At 46.2% G+C, this 20958-nt stretch carries 20 protein-coding genes; 4 read left to right on the forward strand and 16 right to left on the reverse strand.

The features are described 5' to 3' along the window. Window positions 1–26: 26 nt before the first annotated feature. Entirely contained in the window at window positions 27–1451 is a 1425-nt protein-coding gene (locus tag ACFQRK_RS16825; protein WP_379008792.1) for an NAD-dependent succinate-semialdehyde dehydrogenase, read from the forward strand. On the opposite strand, the gene ACFQRK_RS16830 is transcribed toward ACFQRK_RS16825, so the two are convergent. From ACFQRK_RS16830 to ACFQRK_RS16850, 5 genes are read right to left on the reverse strand one after another with little or no spacing between them, the layout of a single operon-like run. Then, window positions 1448–1981, reverse strand: coding sequence for a CopD family protein (locus ACFQRK_RS16830; RefSeq protein WP_379008794.1), 534 nt, complete (start codon window positions 1979–1981; stop codon window positions 1448–1450). The genes ACFQRK_RS16825 and ACFQRK_RS16830 overlap by 4 nt on opposite strands. Further along, entirely contained in the window at window positions 1981–3018 is a 1038-nt protein-coding gene (hemE, locus tag ACFQRK_RS16835) for a uroporphyrinogen decarboxylase (protein WP_379008796.1), read from the reverse strand. Before hemE ends, ACFQRK_RS16830 begins: the two co-directional genes overlap by 1 nt. Beyond that, window positions 3015–3536 carry a tetratricopeptide repeat protein gene (locus ACFQRK_RS16840; RefSeq protein ID WP_379008797.1) on the reverse strand — a complete coding sequence of 174 codons (522 nt, stop codon included), beginning with the start codon at window positions 3534–3536 and terminating at the stop codon, window positions 3015–3017. Before ACFQRK_RS16840 ends, hemE begins: the two co-directional genes overlap by 4 nt. Continuing rightward, window positions 3533–4249: a response regulator transcription factor gene (locus tag ACFQRK_RS16845; RefSeq protein ID WP_379008799.1), complete on the reverse strand. Its 717-nt coding sequence runs from the start codon at window positions 4247–4249 to the stop codon at window positions 3533–3535. The genes ACFQRK_RS16840 and ACFQRK_RS16845 overlap by 4 nt, the downstream gene beginning before the upstream one ends. Further along, window positions 4236–5117 carry a sensor histidine kinase gene (locus tag ACFQRK_RS16850; protein ID WP_379008801.1) on the reverse strand — a complete coding sequence of 294 codons (882 nt, stop codon included), beginning with the start codon at window positions 5115–5117 and terminating at the stop codon, window positions 4236–4238. The genes ACFQRK_RS16845 and ACFQRK_RS16850 overlap by 14 nt, the downstream gene beginning before the upstream one ends. A gap of 115 nt (window positions 5118–5232) precedes the next feature. Here ACFQRK_RS16850 and ACFQRK_RS16855 point away from each other — a divergent pair, with 115 nt between their 5' ends. Beyond that, window positions 5233–5934, forward strand: a complete 702-nt coding sequence (locus ACFQRK_RS16855; protein ID WP_379008802.1) for a YjjG family noncanonical pyrimidine nucleotidase — start codon at window positions 5233–5235, stop codon at window positions 5932–5934. 24 nt (window positions 5935–5958) lie between these two features. Here ACFQRK_RS16855 and ACFQRK_RS16860 read toward each other — a convergent pair whose 3' ends face one another. Both ACFQRK_RS16860 and ACFQRK_RS16865 read right to left on the reverse strand, forming a co-directional pair. Then, window positions 5959–8436, reverse strand: a complete 2478-nt coding sequence (locus tag ACFQRK_RS16860) for a TonB-dependent receptor domain-containing protein (RefSeq protein ID WP_379008804.1) — start codon at window positions 8434–8436, stop codon at window positions 5959–5961. Window positions 8437–8574: 138 nt separating this feature from the next. After that, entirely contained in the window at window positions 8575–8856 is a 282-nt protein-coding gene (locus ACFQRK_RS16865) for an ATP-dependent Clp protease adaptor ClpS (protein ID WP_379008806.1), read from the reverse strand. A gap of 70 nt (window positions 8857–8926) precedes the next feature. Between ACFQRK_RS16865 and ACFQRK_RS16870 the strand changes: the two genes are divergently transcribed. Beyond that, a complete protein-coding gene (locus tag ACFQRK_RS16870; RefSeq protein WP_379008808.1) occupies window positions 8927–9973 on the forward strand; it encodes a 3-oxoacyl-ACP synthase III family protein in 1047 nt (348 codons plus the stop codon). A 44-nt stretch (window positions 9974–10017) separates the two neighbouring features. Here the strand turns inward: ACFQRK_RS16870 and ACFQRK_RS16875 are convergent, their stop codons facing one another. The 8 genes from ACFQRK_RS16875 to dapF form a co-directional block, all read right to left on the reverse strand. Next, entirely contained in the window at window positions 10018–11463 is a 1446-nt protein-coding gene (locus ACFQRK_RS16875; RefSeq protein WP_379008810.1) for a polysaccharide biosynthesis protein, read from the reverse strand. Window positions 11464–12248: 785 nt separating this feature from the next. Then, window positions 12249–13133: an ATP synthase F1 subunit gamma gene (atpG, locus tag ACFQRK_RS16880; protein WP_379008812.1), complete on the reverse strand. Its 885-nt coding sequence runs from the start codon at window positions 13131–13133 to the stop codon at window positions 12249–12251. A gap of 71 nt (window positions 13134–13204) precedes the next feature. Then, window positions 13205–14779 (reverse strand): F0F1 ATP synthase subunit alpha, encoded by a 1575-nt coding sequence (gene atpA / locus ACFQRK_RS16885; RefSeq protein WP_379008813.1) that lies wholly within the window; start codon window positions 14777–14779, stop codon window positions 13205–13207. A gap of 40 nt (window positions 14780–14819) precedes the next feature. Further along, a complete protein-coding gene (gene atpH / locus ACFQRK_RS16890; protein ID WP_379008815.1) occupies window positions 14820–15368 on the reverse strand; it encodes an ATP synthase F1 subunit delta in 549 nt (182 codons plus the stop codon). A 25-nt stretch (window positions 15369–15393) separates the two neighbouring features. Next, window positions 15394–15894: a F0F1 ATP synthase subunit B gene (locus ACFQRK_RS16895; protein WP_379008817.1), complete on the reverse strand. Its 501-nt coding sequence runs from the start codon at window positions 15892–15894 to the stop codon at window positions 15394–15396. 105 nt (window positions 15895–15999) lie between these two features. Continuing rightward, window positions 16000–16206 carry an ATP synthase F0 subunit C gene (atpE, locus tag ACFQRK_RS16900; protein WP_079716302.1) on the reverse strand — a complete coding sequence of 69 codons (207 nt, stop codon included), beginning with the start codon at window positions 16204–16206 and terminating at the stop codon, window positions 16000–16002. 43 nt (window positions 16207–16249) lie between these two features. Continuing rightward, a complete protein-coding gene (gene atpB, locus ACFQRK_RS16905) occupies window positions 16250–17335 on the reverse strand; it encodes a F0F1 ATP synthase subunit A (RefSeq protein WP_379008819.1) in 1086 nt (361 codons plus the stop codon). 405 nt (window positions 17336–17740) lie between these two features. Then, window positions 17741–18529, reverse strand: a complete 789-nt coding sequence (gene dapF, locus ACFQRK_RS16910) for a diaminopimelate epimerase (RefSeq protein ID WP_379008821.1) — start codon at window positions 18527–18529, stop codon at window positions 17741–17743. Window positions 18530–18780: 251 nt separating this feature from the next. Between dapF and ACFQRK_RS16915 the strand changes: the two genes are divergently transcribed. Then, window positions 18781–20346, forward strand: coding sequence for a Do family serine endopeptidase (locus ACFQRK_RS16915; protein ID WP_379008822.1), 1566 nt, complete (start codon window positions 18781–18783; stop codon window positions 20344–20346). A gap of 97 nt (window positions 20347–20443) precedes the next feature. On the opposite strand, the gene ACFQRK_RS16920 is transcribed toward ACFQRK_RS16915, so the two are convergent. Then, window positions 20444–20854, reverse strand: a complete 411-nt coding sequence (locus ACFQRK_RS16920; protein WP_379008823.1) for a BrxA/BrxB family bacilliredoxin — start codon at window positions 20852–20854, stop codon at window positions 20444–20446. Between the last annotated feature and the right edge of the window lie 104 nt (window positions 20855–20958).

Below are 20958 nucleotides of genomic sequence, written 5' to 3' on the forward strand. Positions count from 1 at the left end.
CCTATATAGGCTTTTAATAGGAACCCATGGATAGAATGCAAACAATGGCTTATCTTAACGGTAAATTCACTAAAGGCAAAAAAGCCTTTGAGGTTATCAATCCGGCTACAGGCGAGACCATCGCCTCCGTGCCGGACCTCACTAGATCGGATTGCCGAAAAGCTATCGATTACGCACATGCTGCATGGCCGATTTGGCGGGATACCGATACCACCACGCGGAGCCGCACCGTACGCAAGTGGTACGAATTGATTGTAGCGAACAAGCAGGAAATCGCACGGATCATGACTCAAGAGAGCGGAAAGCCACTGGCGGAAAGCCTTACGGAGGTGGAGTACGGCGCCTCCTTTATCGAATGGTTTGCCGAAGAAGCAAAACGTGCCTACGGTGAAACCATCCCACCGCCGAAAAATGGGCAAAGGCTCATTACGATCCGGCAACCCATCGGTGTGGTCGCTGCCATCACCCCCTGGAATTTCCCCCTCGCCATGATTACCCGCAAGGTAGCCCCTGCCCTCGCCTGCGGTTGTACGGTGGTCTTAAGGCCAGCTTCACAAACGCCGCTTACTGCACTTGCCGTCGCAAAACTGGCTCATGAGGCCGGATTTCCTCAGGGTGTATTCAACGTAGTCACGGGCAAGGATAGTAAAGGTATGGGCGAGGAATTTGCGACAAACGAGTTGATACGCAAAATATCGTTCACCGGCTCTACGGAAGTAGGCCGATCGCTGATGGCCCAAGCAGCCGGAACCATAAAAAAGGTATCACTGGAGCTGGGGGGAAATGCACCTTTCCTGGTATTCGACGACGCCGACCTTGATGCGGCTGTAGAAGGGGCAATCGCGGGCAAATTCCGTAACTCCGGACAAACGTGCGTATCTATTAACCGATTTTACGTACAGGACGCGGTATTTGAGAACTTTGCCAAGAAACTGACCGCTGCTGTAAAGAAACTCAAAGTTGGAAATGGTCTGGAAGAAGGAATACAGGTAGGGCCACTCATTAACAACGATGGGCTGAACAAGGTGAAAACCCACGTAAAAGATGCCATCGAAAAAGGTGCTACGCTACTTACCGGAGGCAAAGTCAAAAAAAACCTGTTTTATCAGCCCACCGTTTTGGCAGATGTACCCATGTCGTCCTTTATCGCTCGCGAAGAAACGTTCGGCCCCATCTGTGCATTATTCCGGTTTACAACAGAAGATGAAGCCATTGCCATGGCCAACGATACCGAATTTGGCTTAGCTGCCTATTTCTACAGCACTAATATCAACCGGTGCTGGCGGGTTTCCGAACAATTGGAGGCGGGAATGGTGGGTATCAATACCGGGTTGCTGTCCAATGCGGTAGCTCCTTTCGGTGGGATCAAACAATCCGGGATCGGGCGGGAGGGTTCCAAACACGGTCTCGATGAGTATACGGAATTGAAATACTTATGTTTTGGCAGCTAACGCTCTCGGACTTTCTTGTACCATTTCACCGCAATCATGAGCATAGAAGCCAATACCAAGAGGCCCACCACCCCGTAGATCCAATTGACCGCGCTTTTAAGCACTACCGCAAAAACGATCGCGAAAAGTATGACCGTAGCCAGTTCATTCCACAACCTTAGTCGTAGGGATGTCCAACGGCTGGTTTCTTCCCTAAGCCTGAACATAATCCGTTGGCAGATGAAGTGATATACCACCAGCCCGAGTACAAAAACCAATTTCACATGCATCCATCCAGCTTTTAAGAGCCCCGGTGCAAGGTAAAGCATTGTCAGGCCGGCCAACACCGCTAGATACATGGAAGGCGTCGTGATAATCCACCACAATTTACTTTCCATTATCATAAACTGCCTGTGCAGAACATGATATTCTTTTTCAGGCTTTTGCTTAGCCTCAGTATGGTAAATGAAAAGCCGCACCATATAAAATAATCCCGCCATCCAGGTGATGACGAAGATAATGTGCACGGCTTTTGCGTAGAGGTATAACATCAATAGCTAAACTCCTTTACCACCTCAATGGCATATTTTACATTCTCAAACGGAATATCGGGCATGATCCCATGTCCCAAATTAAAGATAAAGCCATCTTGGCCACGCATGCGCTCGAATAAATGCAGGATTTTCTCCTTGATCACTTTTTTGTCGGCATATAGAACAAATGGATCGAGATTGCCTTGTACGGCCACTCCCTGCGGTAGTCCCTCTTTCAGCTGTCTCAGATCCGCATTCCAGTCCACCGAAACCACATCCGGGCCAGCTTCTGCCATCAAGGGTGCAAAGACAGAACTTCCCTTACAAAACGAAATCACCGGCACACCGTTCCGATTCAGTCTCGAAAAAATATAGGCATTATACTCATGGGCGAACGTCTTGTAATCATCCCAAGAAAGGGCCAATGCCCAGCTATCAAACAATTGGATGGCATTCACCCCTGCGGCAATCTGCATATTTAGGTAATCGATTGTGACGTCCGCAATTTTTTGCAGAATCAGATGCGCCAATTCCGGCTCGTTATGAAGCAGTAATTTGGTTCGTTTAAAATCTTTTGACGAGCCGCCTTCGACAAGGTAACTAAGAACCGTAAATGGAGCCCCGGCAAAACCAATCAGTGGAATCGCACCTTGCAAACGTTGCTGAATCACGCCAATGGCATCACCGACATATTGCAATTTATCCGAGACATCCGTTTTTAAGCCTTCCGCATCCGCATAACTGCGGATGGGGTTCGCAAACAAAGGACCTACCCCCTGCTCAAAGCTAAGCTGTCCGCCCATGGCCTCGGCGGTCACAAGAATATCAGAAAATAGAATGGCTGCATCCACTCCCAGCAACTCAACGGGCAGCATGGTTACGTCGGCCGCAATTTCAGGTGTTTTACACATTTCCAAAAAAGAATACTTGTTTTTTATATCCCAGTATTCCTTCATAAAGCGACCCGCTTGGCGCATCATCCACACCGGTGGGCGTTCGGTGGATTGGGAAAAAGCCGCCCGAATCAGCAAATTGTTCTGTAAATTGTTAATCACGATTGATCTTTAGGTATCTCGTTTTCGATTTTGTCAATAATATGTGCAACCCGGGACGTTACCTCCAGCTTACGAGCCACGTCCACATACGCACGTACCCGCTCGTAATCCTTCCGTCTAAGGTTGATGTTGGCCAAGTTCACCAAGATAATGGCCTTGTCGTTGGGTCTCCTGAATGGCAAGCGGGAAGCAATCTGGAAGTGCCGTTCCGCCGCTTCGTAATCTTCCGCCTTCAGAGCCAGATTCCCCATCATAAATTCATAATAATTACGCCTGCCCTTGCGTAGCGCTTCCGGCTTTTTGATGTCAGCAAGTAAGTACCGTGCCTTTTCAAAATCCTGCCTTTGAAAGGCTTGAGTAGCGATAAACACCGTACCTTCCCGGTAGTGACTCCACGTTAAATAGCCCATGAACCCAATCACCATAGCCGCCAACTGATAAGCACGTGTATATACCGTCCACGCCAAGAAAAAAAACGAGATCACCAACACCAACGCACGTACCCTGGCGGTCATCATGAGCTCTGCGGATTGTCTGTAAATTTATAACCTACACCGCGAATGGAATGGAAATATACGGGGTGCTTCTGGTCTGGCTCAAAATATTTCCGGAACGTCAGAATAAAATTGTCGATGGTGCGGGTAGAGGGATACACATCGTAATTCCACACCGTTTCCAGGATCTGTTCACGCGAGACCGCCTCGTTTCGCCGTTCAATCAATAGCTTTAACAGCATGGCCTCCTTTTTAGTCAGCGAAGTCACCGACCCATCGGCATGATGCAGTTCAAACGAATTGAAATAGATGGTCTTGTCGCCGATGGTATACGAATTCAGTTCTTTTAACTCGTCCCCTTTCATACCCCGTCGCACGAGTATTCCTACGCGAAGGATCAACTCCTCCAGATTAAACGGTTTAACCAGATAATCATCCGCTCCTTTCCGGAGTCCTGTGATGCGATCCTCACTGCTATTTTTTGCCGTCAGGAACATGATAGGCACTTCCGTATTCTGTAAACGTATCGTTTCGGCCACCTGGAAACCATCGATCTCAGGAATCATGACATCTAGAATAACCAGGTTAAATCGTTCTTCTTTGAATATTTTCAATGCCTTTTTGCCATCCGTGGCTGTAGAGACCCGGTAACCTTCCAACTCTAGATTGAGTTTGATGGCATCCAACAAGTGTTCTTCATCTTCTACCAGTAAGATCCGATGCTTAGTTTGTTGCATAATGATTATTAAATGTCACTTCGAAAATGCTTCCGGAGGGTGTGTTATCCTTGACGCTGATTTGAGCACGATGTCTTTCCAATACAGTTTTTACTATATATAACCCCAATCCAGTACCTTTGGTTTTACGGGTATCTTCGTTTCCTACCCGGTAAAACTTGTTAAAAATAAGTTTCTTTTCGTTGTCGGCAATACCAATACCATGGTCGGCAACGCTGAATAATACACTCCCTTCCTCGGTAGTTAGCTTTACCACCACATGTGCACAAGGTGGAGAATATTTGACCGCGTTCTCAATTAAATTGGTCACTACATTGGTAATCGCAAACCGATCACCTTCAATCAGAATGTTGGGTTGTAGCTCTGTTTTGATCACCTGCGAAGTACAAGAGTGGATTTGAAGTCTTCCCGCCACATTTTTTACCAGCTCCGTAAGATCGATTTGTTCCTTGGGAAAATTATAGCGCAGATTTTCCAGTTTGGTAGCAATCAGCACATTTCCCACCAGGTCATCCAATCGTTCGATATCTTTCAACGAATTGGACAGGAACTGATCGCGTTGTTCTTTGCTCAAGTCTCGTTTCAGAATGGTCTGAATAGCCAGTTTAATGGATGCAAGCGGGGACTTCAACTCGTGAGTAACTGCCAACAGAAAGTTTTGCTGTTGTTGTTGGATTTTATGTTCGCGCACAAATGCCTTCTTCAGCTTAAGCGCCCCCACGACAAATATGAGCATGAAAAAAATTCCCTCGCCGATAATCATGGCCTTCCGGTCGGGCTGACTCTCAATAAGCAACACACCCCACCACACCAGCTGTGCGGTAGCATAAAAAACCAAAAAATAAAATAGCACCAATGGCTTCCTCATACCAAGATCCTAAAAAGCAATCACAAAAGTATCGATTTACCCCCATTAAAAGCAAATGTGGGAGCGGATTATGACGCGACCACAACAAACGTAGCAAAAACCGTATCTTTGCACCATGCGGCATTCCAAGAAAAAAGACATCTTTTTCGATCTGGACCATACCCTTTGGGATTTCGAAGAAAACGCCGGAGAGGCGTTGACGGAGTTGTTTGCAATCCACAATTTCGAAGCGTTGGGGATTACTTCTGTAATTTCATTTATAGAGACGTATAACCGCAACAACCATCGGCTATGGGCACTCTATCATCACGGTAAAATCACCAAGACGGAGCTTCGTGAAGCACGTTTTGCCGACACATTTCACGAGCTAGGGATCGATCCCCGGTTATTCCCTAAAGCGTTTGAAGAGGAATATCTAAAATTATGCCCGCAAAAGACTCACCTTTTTCCCCATGCTCATGAAACACTTAGCTACCTGCAGGAAAAATACACACTTCACCTCATCTCGAATGGTTTTGGGGATGCTGCGGAAATCAAGGTCACCAAATGCGGTCTTAAAAAATATTTCGCCACGATTGTGATTTCGGAAACCGTCGGCGTTCATAAGCCCGATCCGCGAATTTTCCATCATGCGGTAAGAAACGCGAAAACAGCAATTCCCGATAGCGTAATGGTTGGCGACAGTCTCGACGCGGATATACGCGGAGCCCAAAATGTAGGGATGGATGCCATTTACTTTAACCCCAAAAATGAAGCCGTTCCTATGGATATCAAGCGTAGCATTGGCACGCTCAGCGAGCTTACCAGGATCTTTTAGCCCGTGTATTAGTCGGTTCGCAGCCTAAAACTGCTGTTCTCCGCCGCCGTCATAATCTTCGGCACCATCCCGCTTCCGCTCTTCCCGCTTTAGCGTCTGATTACCAAAACGGTAACTAAATGAAAGCATAAATGTCCGGCGCATCCATCGATACTCAAAATAGCGGTAAACACCGTTGCTTTGGGTATATCCACCGAAGCGCCGCTGATTCAGCAAGTCCCGTGCATTAAACATAATACTTCCTTTGCGGTTTAATACATCCAGCTTCAGTCCGGCATCGATTACATAGTTATCAATCCCTTTTCCTTGTGCCATAATCCGGGGCGCCTCGTATTCAAAACGAGCCTGAAGAGAAAACAAGGGACTAAAACGATAATTCGTGGTTGCATTGGCGTTCCAACTGAATCCTTCGGAAGGTTCGACATTAAACTCGTCACTTCCCTTGAATCGCGTATGAAATGCATTGACATTCGCCATGACATCCCATCTTTTAGAGATATCCAACCGGGATATCAATTCGAGCCCGGTTGATTCATTGCGGCTAATGTTCTGCCATTGCATCAATGTGACCCCCGTATTTTCATCCACTTCCTGAATAATCGGTTGGGTTACGTCATTAACCATGCGATGATATACAGAAGAGGTAACCAACAACGACTCCCAGGTTTTCGTATATCCCAATTCAAACGAGTGTATATCTTCGGGTAACAGATTGGGATTACCCTGCCGATGATTCAAATTATCGGATACGTCTACAAACGGATTTACTTGCCAACCCCTCGGCCGACTTACCCGACGCGTATAGCTTAACTGAAGTTGATTTTTATCACCAAATTCCTGGGTGAGAAACAAACTGGGATACACGCGGAAATAATCCAACTGTCCGGTAATGGTCTGTTCATCCGCCGGTAAACCGGGCGTAAGCAATCCCAATTCGGTATCCAGATAAGCTTGCTCTGCACGAAGCCCTACTTGATAACCTAATTTATCCGTCAATTTGTTTTGGTAATTCACATACAATGCGTGCACACTGCTTGTCATATCAAAATCGTTGCTCACTCGGTAATCGGGCAACAGTCCCTGAGTAGAGTCAACCTGGGAGTACTGGTAGTCCATGCTCCGACGGATCATCGTACGATATCCCGCCTCCAGTTTATGGTTTTGGCCGAATGGCCTGACGTAATCCAGCTGAACGTTAACATTGCGTCCATCTTCCTTTGTATCGTTAATCCTTGCCAGCTCGTACATCCCCGACGGGGGAGCCGAATAATCCTGACTAAAGGCATTAACACCTTCCTCTCCGTCGTATCCAAACGTAAAATTGGCCAACATTTCTTCGCCTTCATGCGCGAAATCCCGCCTCACGTCCAGCGCGATCTCGTATCCAAAGTCGTCCTCGTCCTGACGGGAGAAACGGCTGCTGCTACCTGATAATTGCGGATGATTCAAATAATTGTAAAATAGGTCTTCATTACGGTCATTGCCTCGGACACTGAGATTGCCGGCCAGCCCAATGAACGTCTTTTCTCCGAGGTAATAATCCAAACCGAGTTGTACATTGTGATTAAGACCCAAACGCGAATTTTCACTAACATTGTTGGTCAGGCTGTTATTAGCCAGTAGCTCGGTATTATTCACTCCGCCACCAACCATGTTGCGCCGGTTGAATGTATAGCCACCGTAATAGTTGAAGTTCTTATTCCGGAAATTTAGGTTGGCACCCGCTAGGTAATTATTGTAAGAACCGCCCGAAAAGTTAGCAGATCCATTAAATCCAAGGTATGTATTTTTCTTCAAGACAATATTAATAATACCCGATTGCCCTTCAGCATCGTATTTAGAGGAAGGGTTGGTGACCACCTCAATTCGCTCCACAGAATTGGCCGGCAAGGATTGAAGAAACTGGGCAACGTCGCTTCCGGCTAACGCTGATTCGCGTCCATTGATCAAAATGCGGACGCTGCTGGACCCGCGTAAACTCACCGTGCCATCCATATCTACTTGTAGCGATGGGACGTTTGCCAATAAATCGGTGGCTGTTCCGCCTACACTAAGCGTGCTCTCGGCTACATTGAATATCTTTCGGTCTATACCCAATTCCATGGCCGGCGGGGCACCTTGCACCACTACCTCCTCTAACAATTCTCCGGCTCGCTTTAACGAAATATTACCCAAATCAACACGCGCTCCCTCCGCAACCTTCACATTCTCGGCTACATAATCTTGGTATCCCACGTAGGTAACCCGCACCGTATATACACCCGGTGCAACATCCGTAAATAACACTTTGCCATCATCTACCGTTTGCATACCCTTTACGTATGCATTGGATTCCTGAACTAATAAAGCCGCACTGGCGAACCCAACCGGATCGCCCGAAATTTGGTCGACAACCACTGCCGATATAGAGGCCTTACCTGGCTGCGCATTCAAACCCAACGGTAACGTAAAAATGCCTACTAAAATAAGGTAACCGATCTTGATTCTGCCTACAAAATACATCTCGTATCGTAAAAAATTAGTATCTGAATAGTTGCCGCAAAGATTATGCTTTTATTGCAACCGAGCACGCATGGTAACCGCAATATTACAGCTCAGGCATAGGTTCGCCTAGATTGTTACTTAATAAGCGGCATTGAATCATTCAACACTTACCGTCAGCCCTTCCGATTTAAGGATCTTACGGTAAATATCGACCTCGGTATAACTCCCTTCCAACACGGGACACTTTCCTTCCGTATGCACTTTCCATGCAATTTTTTCCGCCTGTGCCTCGGTGTATTGCAGGTGTTTGACGAGACAATTGATCACATGTTCGAAAGTATTGGTATCGTCATTCCAGAGTATTAAACGATGGTTGGGTGTTACTGCGGCTAGCACCTCTTCCAATGTAAAGGTTTCTTCCTGTGTTTCGACAGTCATCTTACAAAGCTACGTCTTTTTAAAAAAATTCCGTAACATTGTGTTAATTATCCTTTTTTATCGCGCAGATATGTACCGATCGAAAATAGCTGGAATGGGCTACTATGTTCCTAAAAACGTCTATACAAATGAGGATTTAACGCGCTTTATGGACACGAGCGATGAATGGATACAAGAGCGGACCGGAATAAAGGAACGCCGGTTTGCAGACCGTACTGAGGAGACGACGACCACCATGGCGATCGAAGCGGCCCAAATCGCGATGAACCGGGCAGGTGTGACCGCCCACGATATCGATTTCATTGTTTTTGCGACATTAAGTCCGGATTACTATTTTCCAGGTTGCGGCGTGCTGCTCCAACGCGAAATGGGTATGCGCGAAATAGGTGCGTTGGATGTACGAAACCAGTGTTCGGGCTTTGTGTATGCGCTTTCTGTGGCCGACCAGTTTATAAAAACCGGTACCTATCGAAACATACTGGTTGTCGGAAGTGAGAAGCATTCTTTTGCGATGGATTTTCAGACCCGAAGCCGAAATGTATCCGTGATATTCGGGGATGGCGCAGGGGCGGTTGTCCTCCAACCTACCGAAGAAAAAAACCGGGGTATCTTAAGTACCCATCTTCATAGTGATGGTGCAGATGCAGAAATATTGGCCATGTATTATCCGGGAGCACATGCTAACAAATGGCTTAAGGATAAACCACCGTTTCCGGATCAAGAGTTAGGTGGTCTGTTCCTCACAACCGAGCAACTCGAAAGTGGCGCCGCGCTCCCTTATATGGACGGCCCAGGGGTATTCAAAAAAGCCATCGTTAAATTTCCAGAGGTCATCAAGGAAGCACTGGCTGCCAACAACCTCTCCGAAAAAGACATCGACTTGCTGATCCCTCACCAGGCCAATCTTCGCATCAGCCAATACGTCCAAAAATTGCTAGGTCTAACCGATGGTCAAGTTTTCAACAATATACAAAAATATGGCAATACCACCGCGGCATCCGTCCCCATTGCTTTATGCGAAGCATGGGAGATTGGAAAAATCAGCGACGGCGATCTGGTCTGCTTAGCCGCCTTTGGTTCAGGATTTACGTGGGCTAGTGCATTGATCAGGTGGTAATCTTAGTCGTCAGCTTTCCCTCCCGCTTCGATAACGAGCAATGGTTATTTTACCGTGTCGAGGGCTTCAAATGGCGAATTTTTGCTGATAAACTCAGGCACGATTTCTTTCATCTTCCGTACCACACCACTGCTATTTTTTCGCTCATTTAATGCGATCAGTTCATAAACTAGACGCTTGGCATGTTCATGAGGTAGTGAATTGACCCGGGCTATGTGTATCTTGTCGTGATGAGTGGGAAGTACCTTTTCGCCGTCATTTAACAGCTCTTCATACAATTTTTCTCCGCTGCGTAATCCCGTGTACACTATCTCGATGTCTTTGTCGGGTTTAAGTCCAGCAAGCTGAATCATCTTTCTCGCAAGGTCAACGATTTTGACAGGTTTTCCCATATCAAACACATAAATCTCACCACCTTTACCCATAGTCCCCGCCTCCAAGACCAATTGCACTGCTTCCGGAATCGTCATAAAGTATCTCGTAATTTCCGGATGAGTTACGGTTAATGGACCGCCTTTTTCAATTTGCGCAGAAAATCGCGGTATTACCGAGCCATTGGATCCCAACACATTACCAAAACGCGTGGTGATGAAACGGGTACCTTTAACCTGTGTCGCTCTTCCTGCAGAAGCGTCGACTAAATGCACGGATTGTTGTGAATCGAGACTTTGCGTATAGACTTCCGCAATACGCTTGGACGCTCCCATAACATTGGTAGGATTCACGGCTTTATCCGTTGATATCATCACAAACTTCTTAACCCCAAAAAGCACCGATAGATCAGCAACATTTTTTGTACCCCCAACGTTGGTACTTACGGCTTCTCCCGGATTTTTTTCCATCATCGGTACATGCTTATAAGCAGCGGCATGATACACGATCTCGGGTCGATAGTCATTGAATATCTGATGCATGCGCTCGAGATTGCGGATATCGGCGATCGCGACAACGACATTGCTGGAAGGAAACACTTCTTCGATTTCCAACTGAATTTCATGCATTGGGGATTCCGCTTGATCACAAAGGATGAGCATTTGAGGCTCATAACGTAAAACCTGACGCACGATTTCGGAACCAATCGATCCCGCTGCGCCCGTAATTAAGATCCGCTTGTCACATAGATCTTCACAGATTTTATCGTTATTAATTTTAATCGGCGCACGCTGCAAAAGATCTTCTATCCTGAGGTTCTTTATCTGTCTTAGCCGCAGTCTTCCGGATATCCATTCCGATGCGGGAGGTATTGTCAGTACTTTAATCCCCATTCGAAGACAACGTTCGACAATCACCTTTTTGTCTCGACTTCCCAAATGATCTTTCACAAAAATCATTTGGTCGATCGCATATTTATCTTTTAACGCAGCGAGGTCCTTTACGTGATAAACACGCTTTCGCTCGATGTAGCTATTTAATTTACTTCTATTGGTGTCGATAAAACCGACAATAATAAACTTGGATTCGGTGCTATTCTCGAGAGCTTGCTTGGCCATGATTGCATTTTGATCCGCTCCATAAATCAAAACCCGCACCGTGTCCACATCCCGCATCCGCCTCATCAACATAAAATAAATACTTTTGACCGCAATCCGAAGCATGACGAGAAACGAAGTGGCCACGAAAAAGTTGATCAGCAAGACCAGCCCCAGTTGTCCATCCTTTATATGCAACAGTGGCCCAAGAATCAAATAAACCGCCGCTACATAAATCCCTGAATTAATCAACATCGCCGAAAATATTTTCAGCATATCGCGGGTATCGGAATAGCGGATCAATCCTGTATGTATCCGCATGAAGAAAAAAACAGGTAAAGCAATTCCTATATAAACCCCGGTATAAACAAAAAAATGCCCCCGGATGATATCGTGGAAATTAAATTGCTTTGCTACAAAATATGAAAGCGTAAAGGACCAGGTTAATATCAGTAGATCCAACAGTAGGATTGCCCACCGAGGTACGGTTTTGAATCGAAAAATACGTTCTTTCATGTAAGTTTAATCAATGTAGTTTCCTCCTTCCTTCACCAGATTGACTAAATCAACCCACCCTTATCACATGTACTGAATAATTATTTTTGATCAAATGTCCCCAATGCGTGGGCCACTTCTTCATGCTCAATAATCCTGCCAAAAGAGGTTCTAACCCATTTAGCGAAATAACAACACAAAACTATTCGAATTGTTTATGCGAAAATATACCTAATAGTGGGTATTTTACCACCAAACGCAACAAAAAGGGCCCTAATGGGCCCATAGACTTCTTTCGATACGTGAACGTGCTAACCGTTAGACAAGGCAGCAGCGCCGCTCACAATCTCAGTAAGTTCGGTTGTGATGGCTGCTTGCCGTGCTTGGTTATAAGACAACTTGAGTGATTTTAACAACTCACCTGCATTATCCGTGGCTTTATCCATCGCGGTCATGCGCGCGCCATGTTCAGAAGCATACGAATCCAACACAGCCTTATAAAGTTGTACTTTGATAGCTTTGGGAATCAACTCATTAATGATCTTTTCTTTCGACGGCTCAACGATGTAGTCCACATCGTTTTTCGCAGAACTAGTTTCAACAGTGGCTGGCAAAAGGGGCAAAAGCTGCTCAGTCGTCAAAATCTGTACGGCAGCGTTGCGGAACCGATTATAAACCAATTCTACCCGATCATACTCCCCATCGGAAAAGCCCTTCATGATTGCTTCCGTAATTTTGGACGTATTTTCAAAATTAAGCGCTGAAAACAGTTCATTATTATCACCGATCACGCGATACTTACGTCTCGAAAAGTAATCCTGAGCGCGTTTTCCAATGGCAACCACACTAACATTCCCTGTACGCATCTGTTCACTGTATCTACCAGCAATCAGTTGGTTGGCCGTCTTAATCGCATTCGCATTAAAGGCGCCAGCCAACCCTCTGTTTGACGCAATTACCACAACCAATACCTTATTAGGCTTGCGATCGACCGTAAACGGCGAAGCTCCATCCTCTACACTAGCCGACACATTCGCCAATATTTCCCTCAGCTTTTCTGCATAAGGCCGTAGCTGTACGATCGCATTGGTCGCCCGCTTAAGTTTGGCTGCGGAAACCATTTTCATGGCCTTTGTAATTTGTTGCGTAGAAGTAACCGACGCGATACGGTTCCGTACTTCCTTTAAATTTGCCATACTTTAATGTTAGATTTTGGATTGACGATCCTAAACTGATTCGAAGTCATTAATCGCCAACCGTCAATCAATTAATATTTATCAGCCAATTCCTTAGCAACCTTATCCAGTACACCGGTAAGTTCGTCGGTGAATTTTCCCTCCTTTAGTGCCTTCAGGACTTCCGGATGACGCAATTCCAGTTGATGCAAGTATTCCGCCTCAAATTCCTTTACCTTATTGACGGGTACACTGCGGAATAAACCTTTAGTTCCTGCGTAAATAATGGCAACTTGCTTTTCGACTGGAACCGGCGAAAACTGCCCCTGCTTAAGAATTTCCACGTTACGGACACCCTTATCCAACACTGCCTTGGTAGCAGCGTCCAAATCGGAACCAAACTTGGCGAACGCCTCCAATTCGCGATATTGGGCTTGATCAAGCTTCAAGGTACCGGCAACCTTTTTCATGGATTTAATCTGCGCATTACCTCCCACGCGCGATACTGAAATACCTACGTTGATCGCCGGCCGCACACCTGCGTTAAACAAATTAGATTCCAAGAAGATTTGCCCATCAGTAATGGAAATTACGTTAGTAGGAATGTATGCCGAAACATCTCCCGCCTGTGTCTCAATGATCGGCAGCGCAGTGAGAGAGCCACCTCCTTTGACAAGTGGCCGCAACGATTCCGGAAGGTCGTTCATCTGGCGTGCAATCTCGTCGGATGCGTTGATTTTCGCAGCGCGCTCCAGCAAGCGGCTGTGAAGATAAAACACGTCGCCGGGATACGCTTCGCGTCCCGGAGGGCGGCGGAGAAGCAACGAAACTTCGCGGTAAGCTACCGCTTGCTTAGATAAGTCGTCGTAAATAATCAAAGCCGGCCGACCAGTGTCTCTGAAAAACTCCCCGATGGCAGCGCCAGCCATAGGAGCATAAAACTGCATAGGCGCTGGGTCGGCTGCGGAAGCGGATACGACAATAGTATAAGGCATCGCCCCACTTTCTTCCAACGTGCGAACGATATTTGCAACCGTTGAATTCTTTTGTCCGACAGCCACATAAATACAGAATACCGGTTCACCGGCATCGTAGAATTCCTTCTGATTGATGATGGTATCAATACATACCGCCGTTTTACCTGTTTGACGGTCGCCAATCACCAGCTCTCGTTGACCACGCCCAATCGGAATCATCGCATCGATCGCCTTGATCCCGGTCTGCAAAGGCTCATTAACCGGTTGCCGGTAAATTACTCCCGGTGCCTTACGTTCAATGGGCATTTCATATGTATCACCCAAAATCGGACCCTTGCCATCAATAGGTTGCCCCAGTGTATTTACCACACGTCCCAGCATCCCTTCTCCCACCTTGATGGAAGCGATGCGCCGGGTACGCTTTATGGTATCACCTTCTTTGATTTCATCAGATTGGCCAAGCAATACGACGCCCACGTTATCTTCTTCAAGGTTCAATACAATACCCTGCAATCCGTTGTCAAATTCAACCAATTCGCCGGACTGTACCTTGGTTAAGCCGTATATACGTGCGATACCGTCTCCTATCTGTAATACGGTACCGACTTCCTCTAACTCGGCTTCTGATTTAAAGCCCGACAATTGTTCTCTTAGAATTGCCGATACTTCATCTGGTCTTACCTCTATCATTGTTGTTGTATTAGGGGTTTTAGCGATCTAATAATGATTATCAATTTATAATGTGCGATCCGAAATGACGCTCCAGTTTTTTCAGTTTACCGGCGATGCTGGCATCGATCTGCCGATCGCCGATTTTGACAACGAACCCGCCAATCAATGAAGGATTGACTTCGTTCCTCAAAATCACTTCCGCCTTTATTTCACTCGCGATTACATTTCGCAAAGTATCCAGGTTCTCCGGTGAAAGTGCCGCCGCTGAAATCACCGTCGCATGAGCAATTCCCTTCACTTCATCATATTCCCGGATAAACTCCTGAGCGGTCGCATATAAAATTCCGGCACGCCCCTTGCGGACCATAATATGAAAAAAAGCCGTGATAGAAGGATTTATCTTTTTCTCAAACAATGCATCGAGAATATTGGCCTTTTTATCTTGTTTCATGATAGGGTTCTTCAGCACCGCTTGCAGTTCCTTGTTGGATTTCAGTACCGCGATGAACTGTTCCATATCCTGTTTTACCGATTCGAGATTTCCCTGCTCCTGTGCCAAATCAATCAGGGACTTTGCGTATCGCGATGCAACTTTGAATTCCGACATGATCTTTCCGTTAGCTTTTTGCCAATTAGTTCAACTTCACATCTTTTAGCAAATCGGCTACCAACGCCTCTTGCTTTTGCCCGTCTTCAAACTCCTTTTCCAACACCTTGCGCGCAATTTCGAGAGAAAGCGAAGATACTTGATTCTTTACTTCGGCAAGCGCCCGCTTTTTCTGATCATCGATCTCCTTCCTCGCTTGTTCAACCAATTTCGCACCTTCGGCCTGCGCAGCGACTTTTGCATCTGCCACAATTTGGTCTTTCAATTCCTTCGCCTCTTTCAGGATGACATCGCGTTCCGCACGGGCAGTTTTAAGCAACTGCTCGTTTTCATTCGTAAGGCGCGCCATCTCATCCTTGGCCTTCTCAGCAGATGCCAATGCATCCTCAATGGATTTTTCCCGCTCACCGATCGCCTCCATAATGGGCTTCCAAGCGAACTTTCGCAAAAGAACCAATAATAAAAGAAAGGCAACCGCAGTCCAAAATACCAATCCGATGCTCGGATTACCAATATCAAAACTCATAGTTCAGTATCTAAAATTCCAATGTCATGTTTGAAGCAAGGCCGGACACCAAACCAACCGTTAGGGGCCCGGCCTTTTTAATTCAGTTTTCTTTGCAAAAAGATCTTACAACCCCATCAAAGATACTACGATTGCAAACAGGGCAGCACCTTCAATAAGGGCCGCTGCAATAATCATAGCGGTCTGAATTTTTGACGCAGCCTCAGGTTGCCGAGCAATACCTTCCATTGCTTTGCCACCTACCTGTCCGATGCCGAGCCCGGCACCAATCACTGCTAATCCGGCACCTATTGCCGCAATTGAACCTACCATAACAATTTTAATTTAATATATAGTTAATATAAGGAGTTACAACTTAATGATGCTCTTCTACCGCCATCCCGATAAACAAGGCGGTTAACAGCGTAAATATAAACGCTTGCAGTGCCGCAACCAGCAACTCCAGTACGTTCATAAAAAGCACAAACGCCAACGAGACCGGAGCAATCGCCAAAGATTTAAACACGAAAATCAACGAAATCAAACTTAGGATGATAATATGTCCAGCAGTAATGTTTGCGAATAAGCGAATCATCAATGCAAATGGTTTGGATATTACTCCCACCAATTCTACCGGAATCATAATGGGATAGAGCCACCACGGCACATCAGGCATCAGAATGTGTTTCCAATAGTACTTGTTTCCATTGATATTGACCACAATTAATACAATGAATGCCAATACAAAGGTAACCGCTATGTTTCCGGTCACGTTGGCCGCTCCCGGAAAAATGGGAATCAACCCCATCAGGTTATTCAACCAGATAAAAAAGAATATCGTTAATAAAAGCGGCATAAAGCGCGCATAGGTATGTCCAATGTTGGGACGCGCTATGTCATCTCTGACAAAAAGAATAATAGGTTCCAGAAACGACTGAAGCCCCCTCGGTGCTTTGCCTTCCCGCTTCTTATATGCGCGAGCTACGGAGGTAAATATGAGCAACATAATAATTACCGCCAAGAACATCGACGCTACGTTCTTCGTAATAGAAAAATCCCAAACTTTTTGAGAAGCCGCTTCGTCTACTTCGCCGGAAGCCCCAACTACCCGAATTTTCTTTTTGTCGACCAGCCGGTACGTATAGTGCTTCCCCTGGTAATCCTGCTCGCCATGATGAAATTCCGAAGATAAAAAGACCTCCATCCCCTTATCAGTATACAGAATAACGGGAAGCGGAATCGATGTATGTCCCCAAAGATGCCAATCGTGCGCATCACTGATGTGCTCCATAATTACTTTGGTAGGCTCAAATTCTTCTTCTCCATGTGCTTCATGACTGACGGAAGCGGCCGTATCAGCCATTGCCGCTTTGGCAGTATTTGTAACGGAAAAGGTCGCTAAAACGGCGAAAATTGCTATGAAGCTGATTTTTTTTGAATCGAAAAAGTGCCTAAAATCCATCTATTCCCAATTTTTTACGTCTGATTTTGGTCGCGCAAGTTACGTAACAAATAAGTAACTTCAAAGACCGTGAACAAGAAATATAGTGAAAAAAAATTCAAGGCTGTAAGCATCTTATTTTCAGGATATTTAATTATCAAGATAGCCACTACAGCCAAACAGATAAATAGTTTGATAAAAAGCCCACCAAGCAGGCTATAAACCGATAATTCGCCTCCTTTCCGAATTCCCAGATCACTTAATATATACGCAATCAATGTCAACGCGAATACCACTACAAAAAGCAACCAAAAGTGAGGGCTGAGTACCGGCGTATCCGGAAACCCAGCGGACAAGGCAACCGCTGTACAGGCCACTCCTATACCGAACAAGTGGTAATATATAACAAAGCGCGAAAGGGTCATTTCACCACGTGATTTCTCCCTTATAAACGAATTCGGCCGGCCCTTCCAAAAAAACATCGGTAAAACGATCGCCAGCACCATTAAATCGAATGACCAGTCTCCCGCCCGCTACACGTATCGGAGTTTCCCTTATACCTTCCATTCGATTATGCCATGCCATCGCCAAGGCTACGGCGGTCGCTCCCGTTCCACATGCCAGTGTTTCGTCCTCAACGCCGCGTTCGTACGTACGCAGATAATACCCATCCCCGTCCGGCTCAACAAAGTTCACGTTGATGCCATCCTTCCGAAAGGTGTCACTGTAGCGGATTCGACGCCCTTCCTCAACTACCGGATACGTAGCCAGCCCGGTTACGGATTGGACATAATGCGGAGATCCCGTATTTAATAAGTAGGCATCTCCGACCCTCCTAATCTCGGCAACATCTCCCATTTTTAAACTGATCCAACCGACTGTTTTATGCAAACGCGCATGATGCGCCCCGTCTGCTGCCAAAAAGTCAGTTTCCGAACCAATAATCCCTTGATCTTGCGCAAAGGCTACGATACACCTGCCACCGTTCCCGCACATGCTCCCCTCACGGCCGTCTGCATTAAAGTACACCATTTCGAAATCATAAGCTTCCTTGTCCTGTAAAAGCATCAAACCATCCCCGCCAATACCGAATCTACGATCACAGAGATGTCGCACTAAATCAACGTTATCCCGTTCAAATGCTCCATTTCTATTGTCGAAAATTATAAAATCATTGCCCGCGCCCTGATATTTATAAAACGTATGCGTATTCATCTATCTTTATTTATTGCGTGTCAAAGGTAACGATAACTACGGAGATGCTTTAACATTATTTAACAGAAAAGTCCGGCCATTTACTTGCTTTGGAGTGGCAAATGGTATTACATTTGAACAACTTTTTGCAACAATAAAAAGTTCGACTTATAACGATAGGAATAACATGAAACCTGCCATGTCTGCAACTTCAGCAAAAGCTATGTAAATGCAGGTTCCATGAGGCAATTAAAAAACAAATTAGTATACGAATGAAAAAATTTGGATTAACGTTATTGACCGCGCTGATTGGAGGCTTGATAGCTGTGGGCGGCTATAAACTGTTTGAAAGCAAACGTGAGAGCAAATTGTCGTTTGAAGAACGCCAGGAATTGCATTATGCAAATAATCCAGTGCCAAATGTCGTGTCTTCAACCGGTAATCCGGATTTCACACAGGCTGCGGCTATGGTGGCACCAGCCGTAGTGCATATTACGACAACTTATCCGGGCCGTACGGGATCAAGCGGTTATGGTGACCCTATGGATTTGTTTGAAGAATTTTTCGGCATGCCGCGCCAGCGGCAACAACGCACGCAGCCGCCAGCGCAAGCCACGGGATCAGGTGTGATTATTTCCGAAGATGGGTACATCGTCACGAACAACCACGTCGTGGTCGATGCCAATAAAATAGAGGTACAGTTAACGGACAAGCGCACGGTCGAAGCCAAAATTATTGGCCGCGATCCGAATACCGATCTTGCATTGATCAAAATTAACGAAAAAGGACTTCCTTTCGTCCGATTTGGCAATTCAGATGAAGTCCGGATCGGCGAATGGGTACTTGCCGTAGGTTATCCCCTGGGTCTTGAATCTACGGTGACCGCAGGGATTGTCAGTGCAACGGGACGCTCTACAGGAATCATTGCCCGCGAGTTGCAACAAAGGCAGTATCAGCAACGTGGCTACCCGCAATCGGATGAAGAGCCCATGCTCAACACAGCAGTAGAATCGTTTATCCAAACGGACGCCGTCATCAACAAAGGAAACAGCGGTGGACCACTTGTGAACGCCAACGGTGAACTGATTGGCATCAACTCCAATATTATGACGCCTACCGGCACCTATGCGGGGTATGGTTTCGCGGTTCCCGTCAATTTAGTGAAGAAAATTGCCGATGACTTCATCAAATTCGGCCGGGTTAAAAGAGGTTTGATTGGCATCACATTTACGGAACTCAATCCCGCGATGGCCAAGGAACTCGAGATTACCGATGTAAATGGTCTATATATAAGAGATGTGGTTGCCAACGGTGCCGCGGAGGAAGCTGGTCTTAAAGAAGGTGATATTATCACGAAGCTGGATGGTCGGGCCATTACCTCATCGTCGGATTTACAGGAGCGAATTTATCGGTTACGACCCGGCGACAAGGTAAAACTAACTTACAAACGAAACGGCAAAGAGCGGGATGTAACCGTAACCTTGAAAGAGGACACCCGTGCAGCTGAACGCCAAGCTGAAGAGGATAAAGAAACCAAACGCAGCGCTACCGAAATCTATAACAAGCTTGGGGCTGGTTTCGTGCCCGCCAACGATGCAAAAAAGAAAGAACTGGGTATATCTTCCGGCGTGGTGGTGACCCAAGTGCATCAAGGAGGATTGTTTGATTATTTCAACGTACAACGCGGATTAGTGATTACGCACATCAACGGAAAGCCAGTAAATAACGCGGACGAAGTCGAATCGGCGTTAGGCGATTCCGAACGGGGCATTGTCCGTATTGTGGGTGTGCCGCAACGGGGCAGCCGGGTGGAATTGAATATGCCCATCGAGTACTAGGCGTAAGTTTCCGATAGCAAATAACTAACTGCAAAAAATCCCGGCTGAAGTCAGCCGGGATTTTTTAGTTGCATCATCAATTGTCAACTGTCGATTATTAACAATACGCATCAAACGCGGCAACTAGATTGTCTGCAATCATCTGTGCCGGCCGCCCTTCAATTTGATGCCGCTCAATCATGTGCACCAATTTGCCGTCCTTGAACAACGCCATGGCGGGTGAAGAGGGTGGATAGGGCAACATATAGCTGCGCGCTTGGTCTACCGCATCCTTTTCCATCCCCGCAAAGACGGTAACCACTTTATCCGGCCGTTTCTCGTGCTTCAAGGAAGCGACTGCAGCAGGGCGTGCATTAGCCGCAGCGCAACCGCATACTGAATTCACCACGACAAATACGGTCCCATCCTGCTTAATGGCCGCATCAACTTCTTTAGGTGTTTTTAATTCTTCAAAACCGACGTCTGTCAATTCTTTGCGCATCGGCGCTACCAGGTATTCGGGATACATAGCGTTTAGTCCTTTCTATTTATATGTTAATGAATGATCTGCAAAGATAAGGTGCTTCCAGACCTTAAGCAAGTATAATCACTCAGTTGAATGTCAGATTTGTG

It is taken from the genome of Parapedobacter sp. GCM10030251, assembly GCF_042666505.1.
Taxonomy (GTDB): Bacteria; Bacteroidota; Bacteroidia; order Sphingobacteriales; family Sphingobacteriaceae; genus Parapedobacter.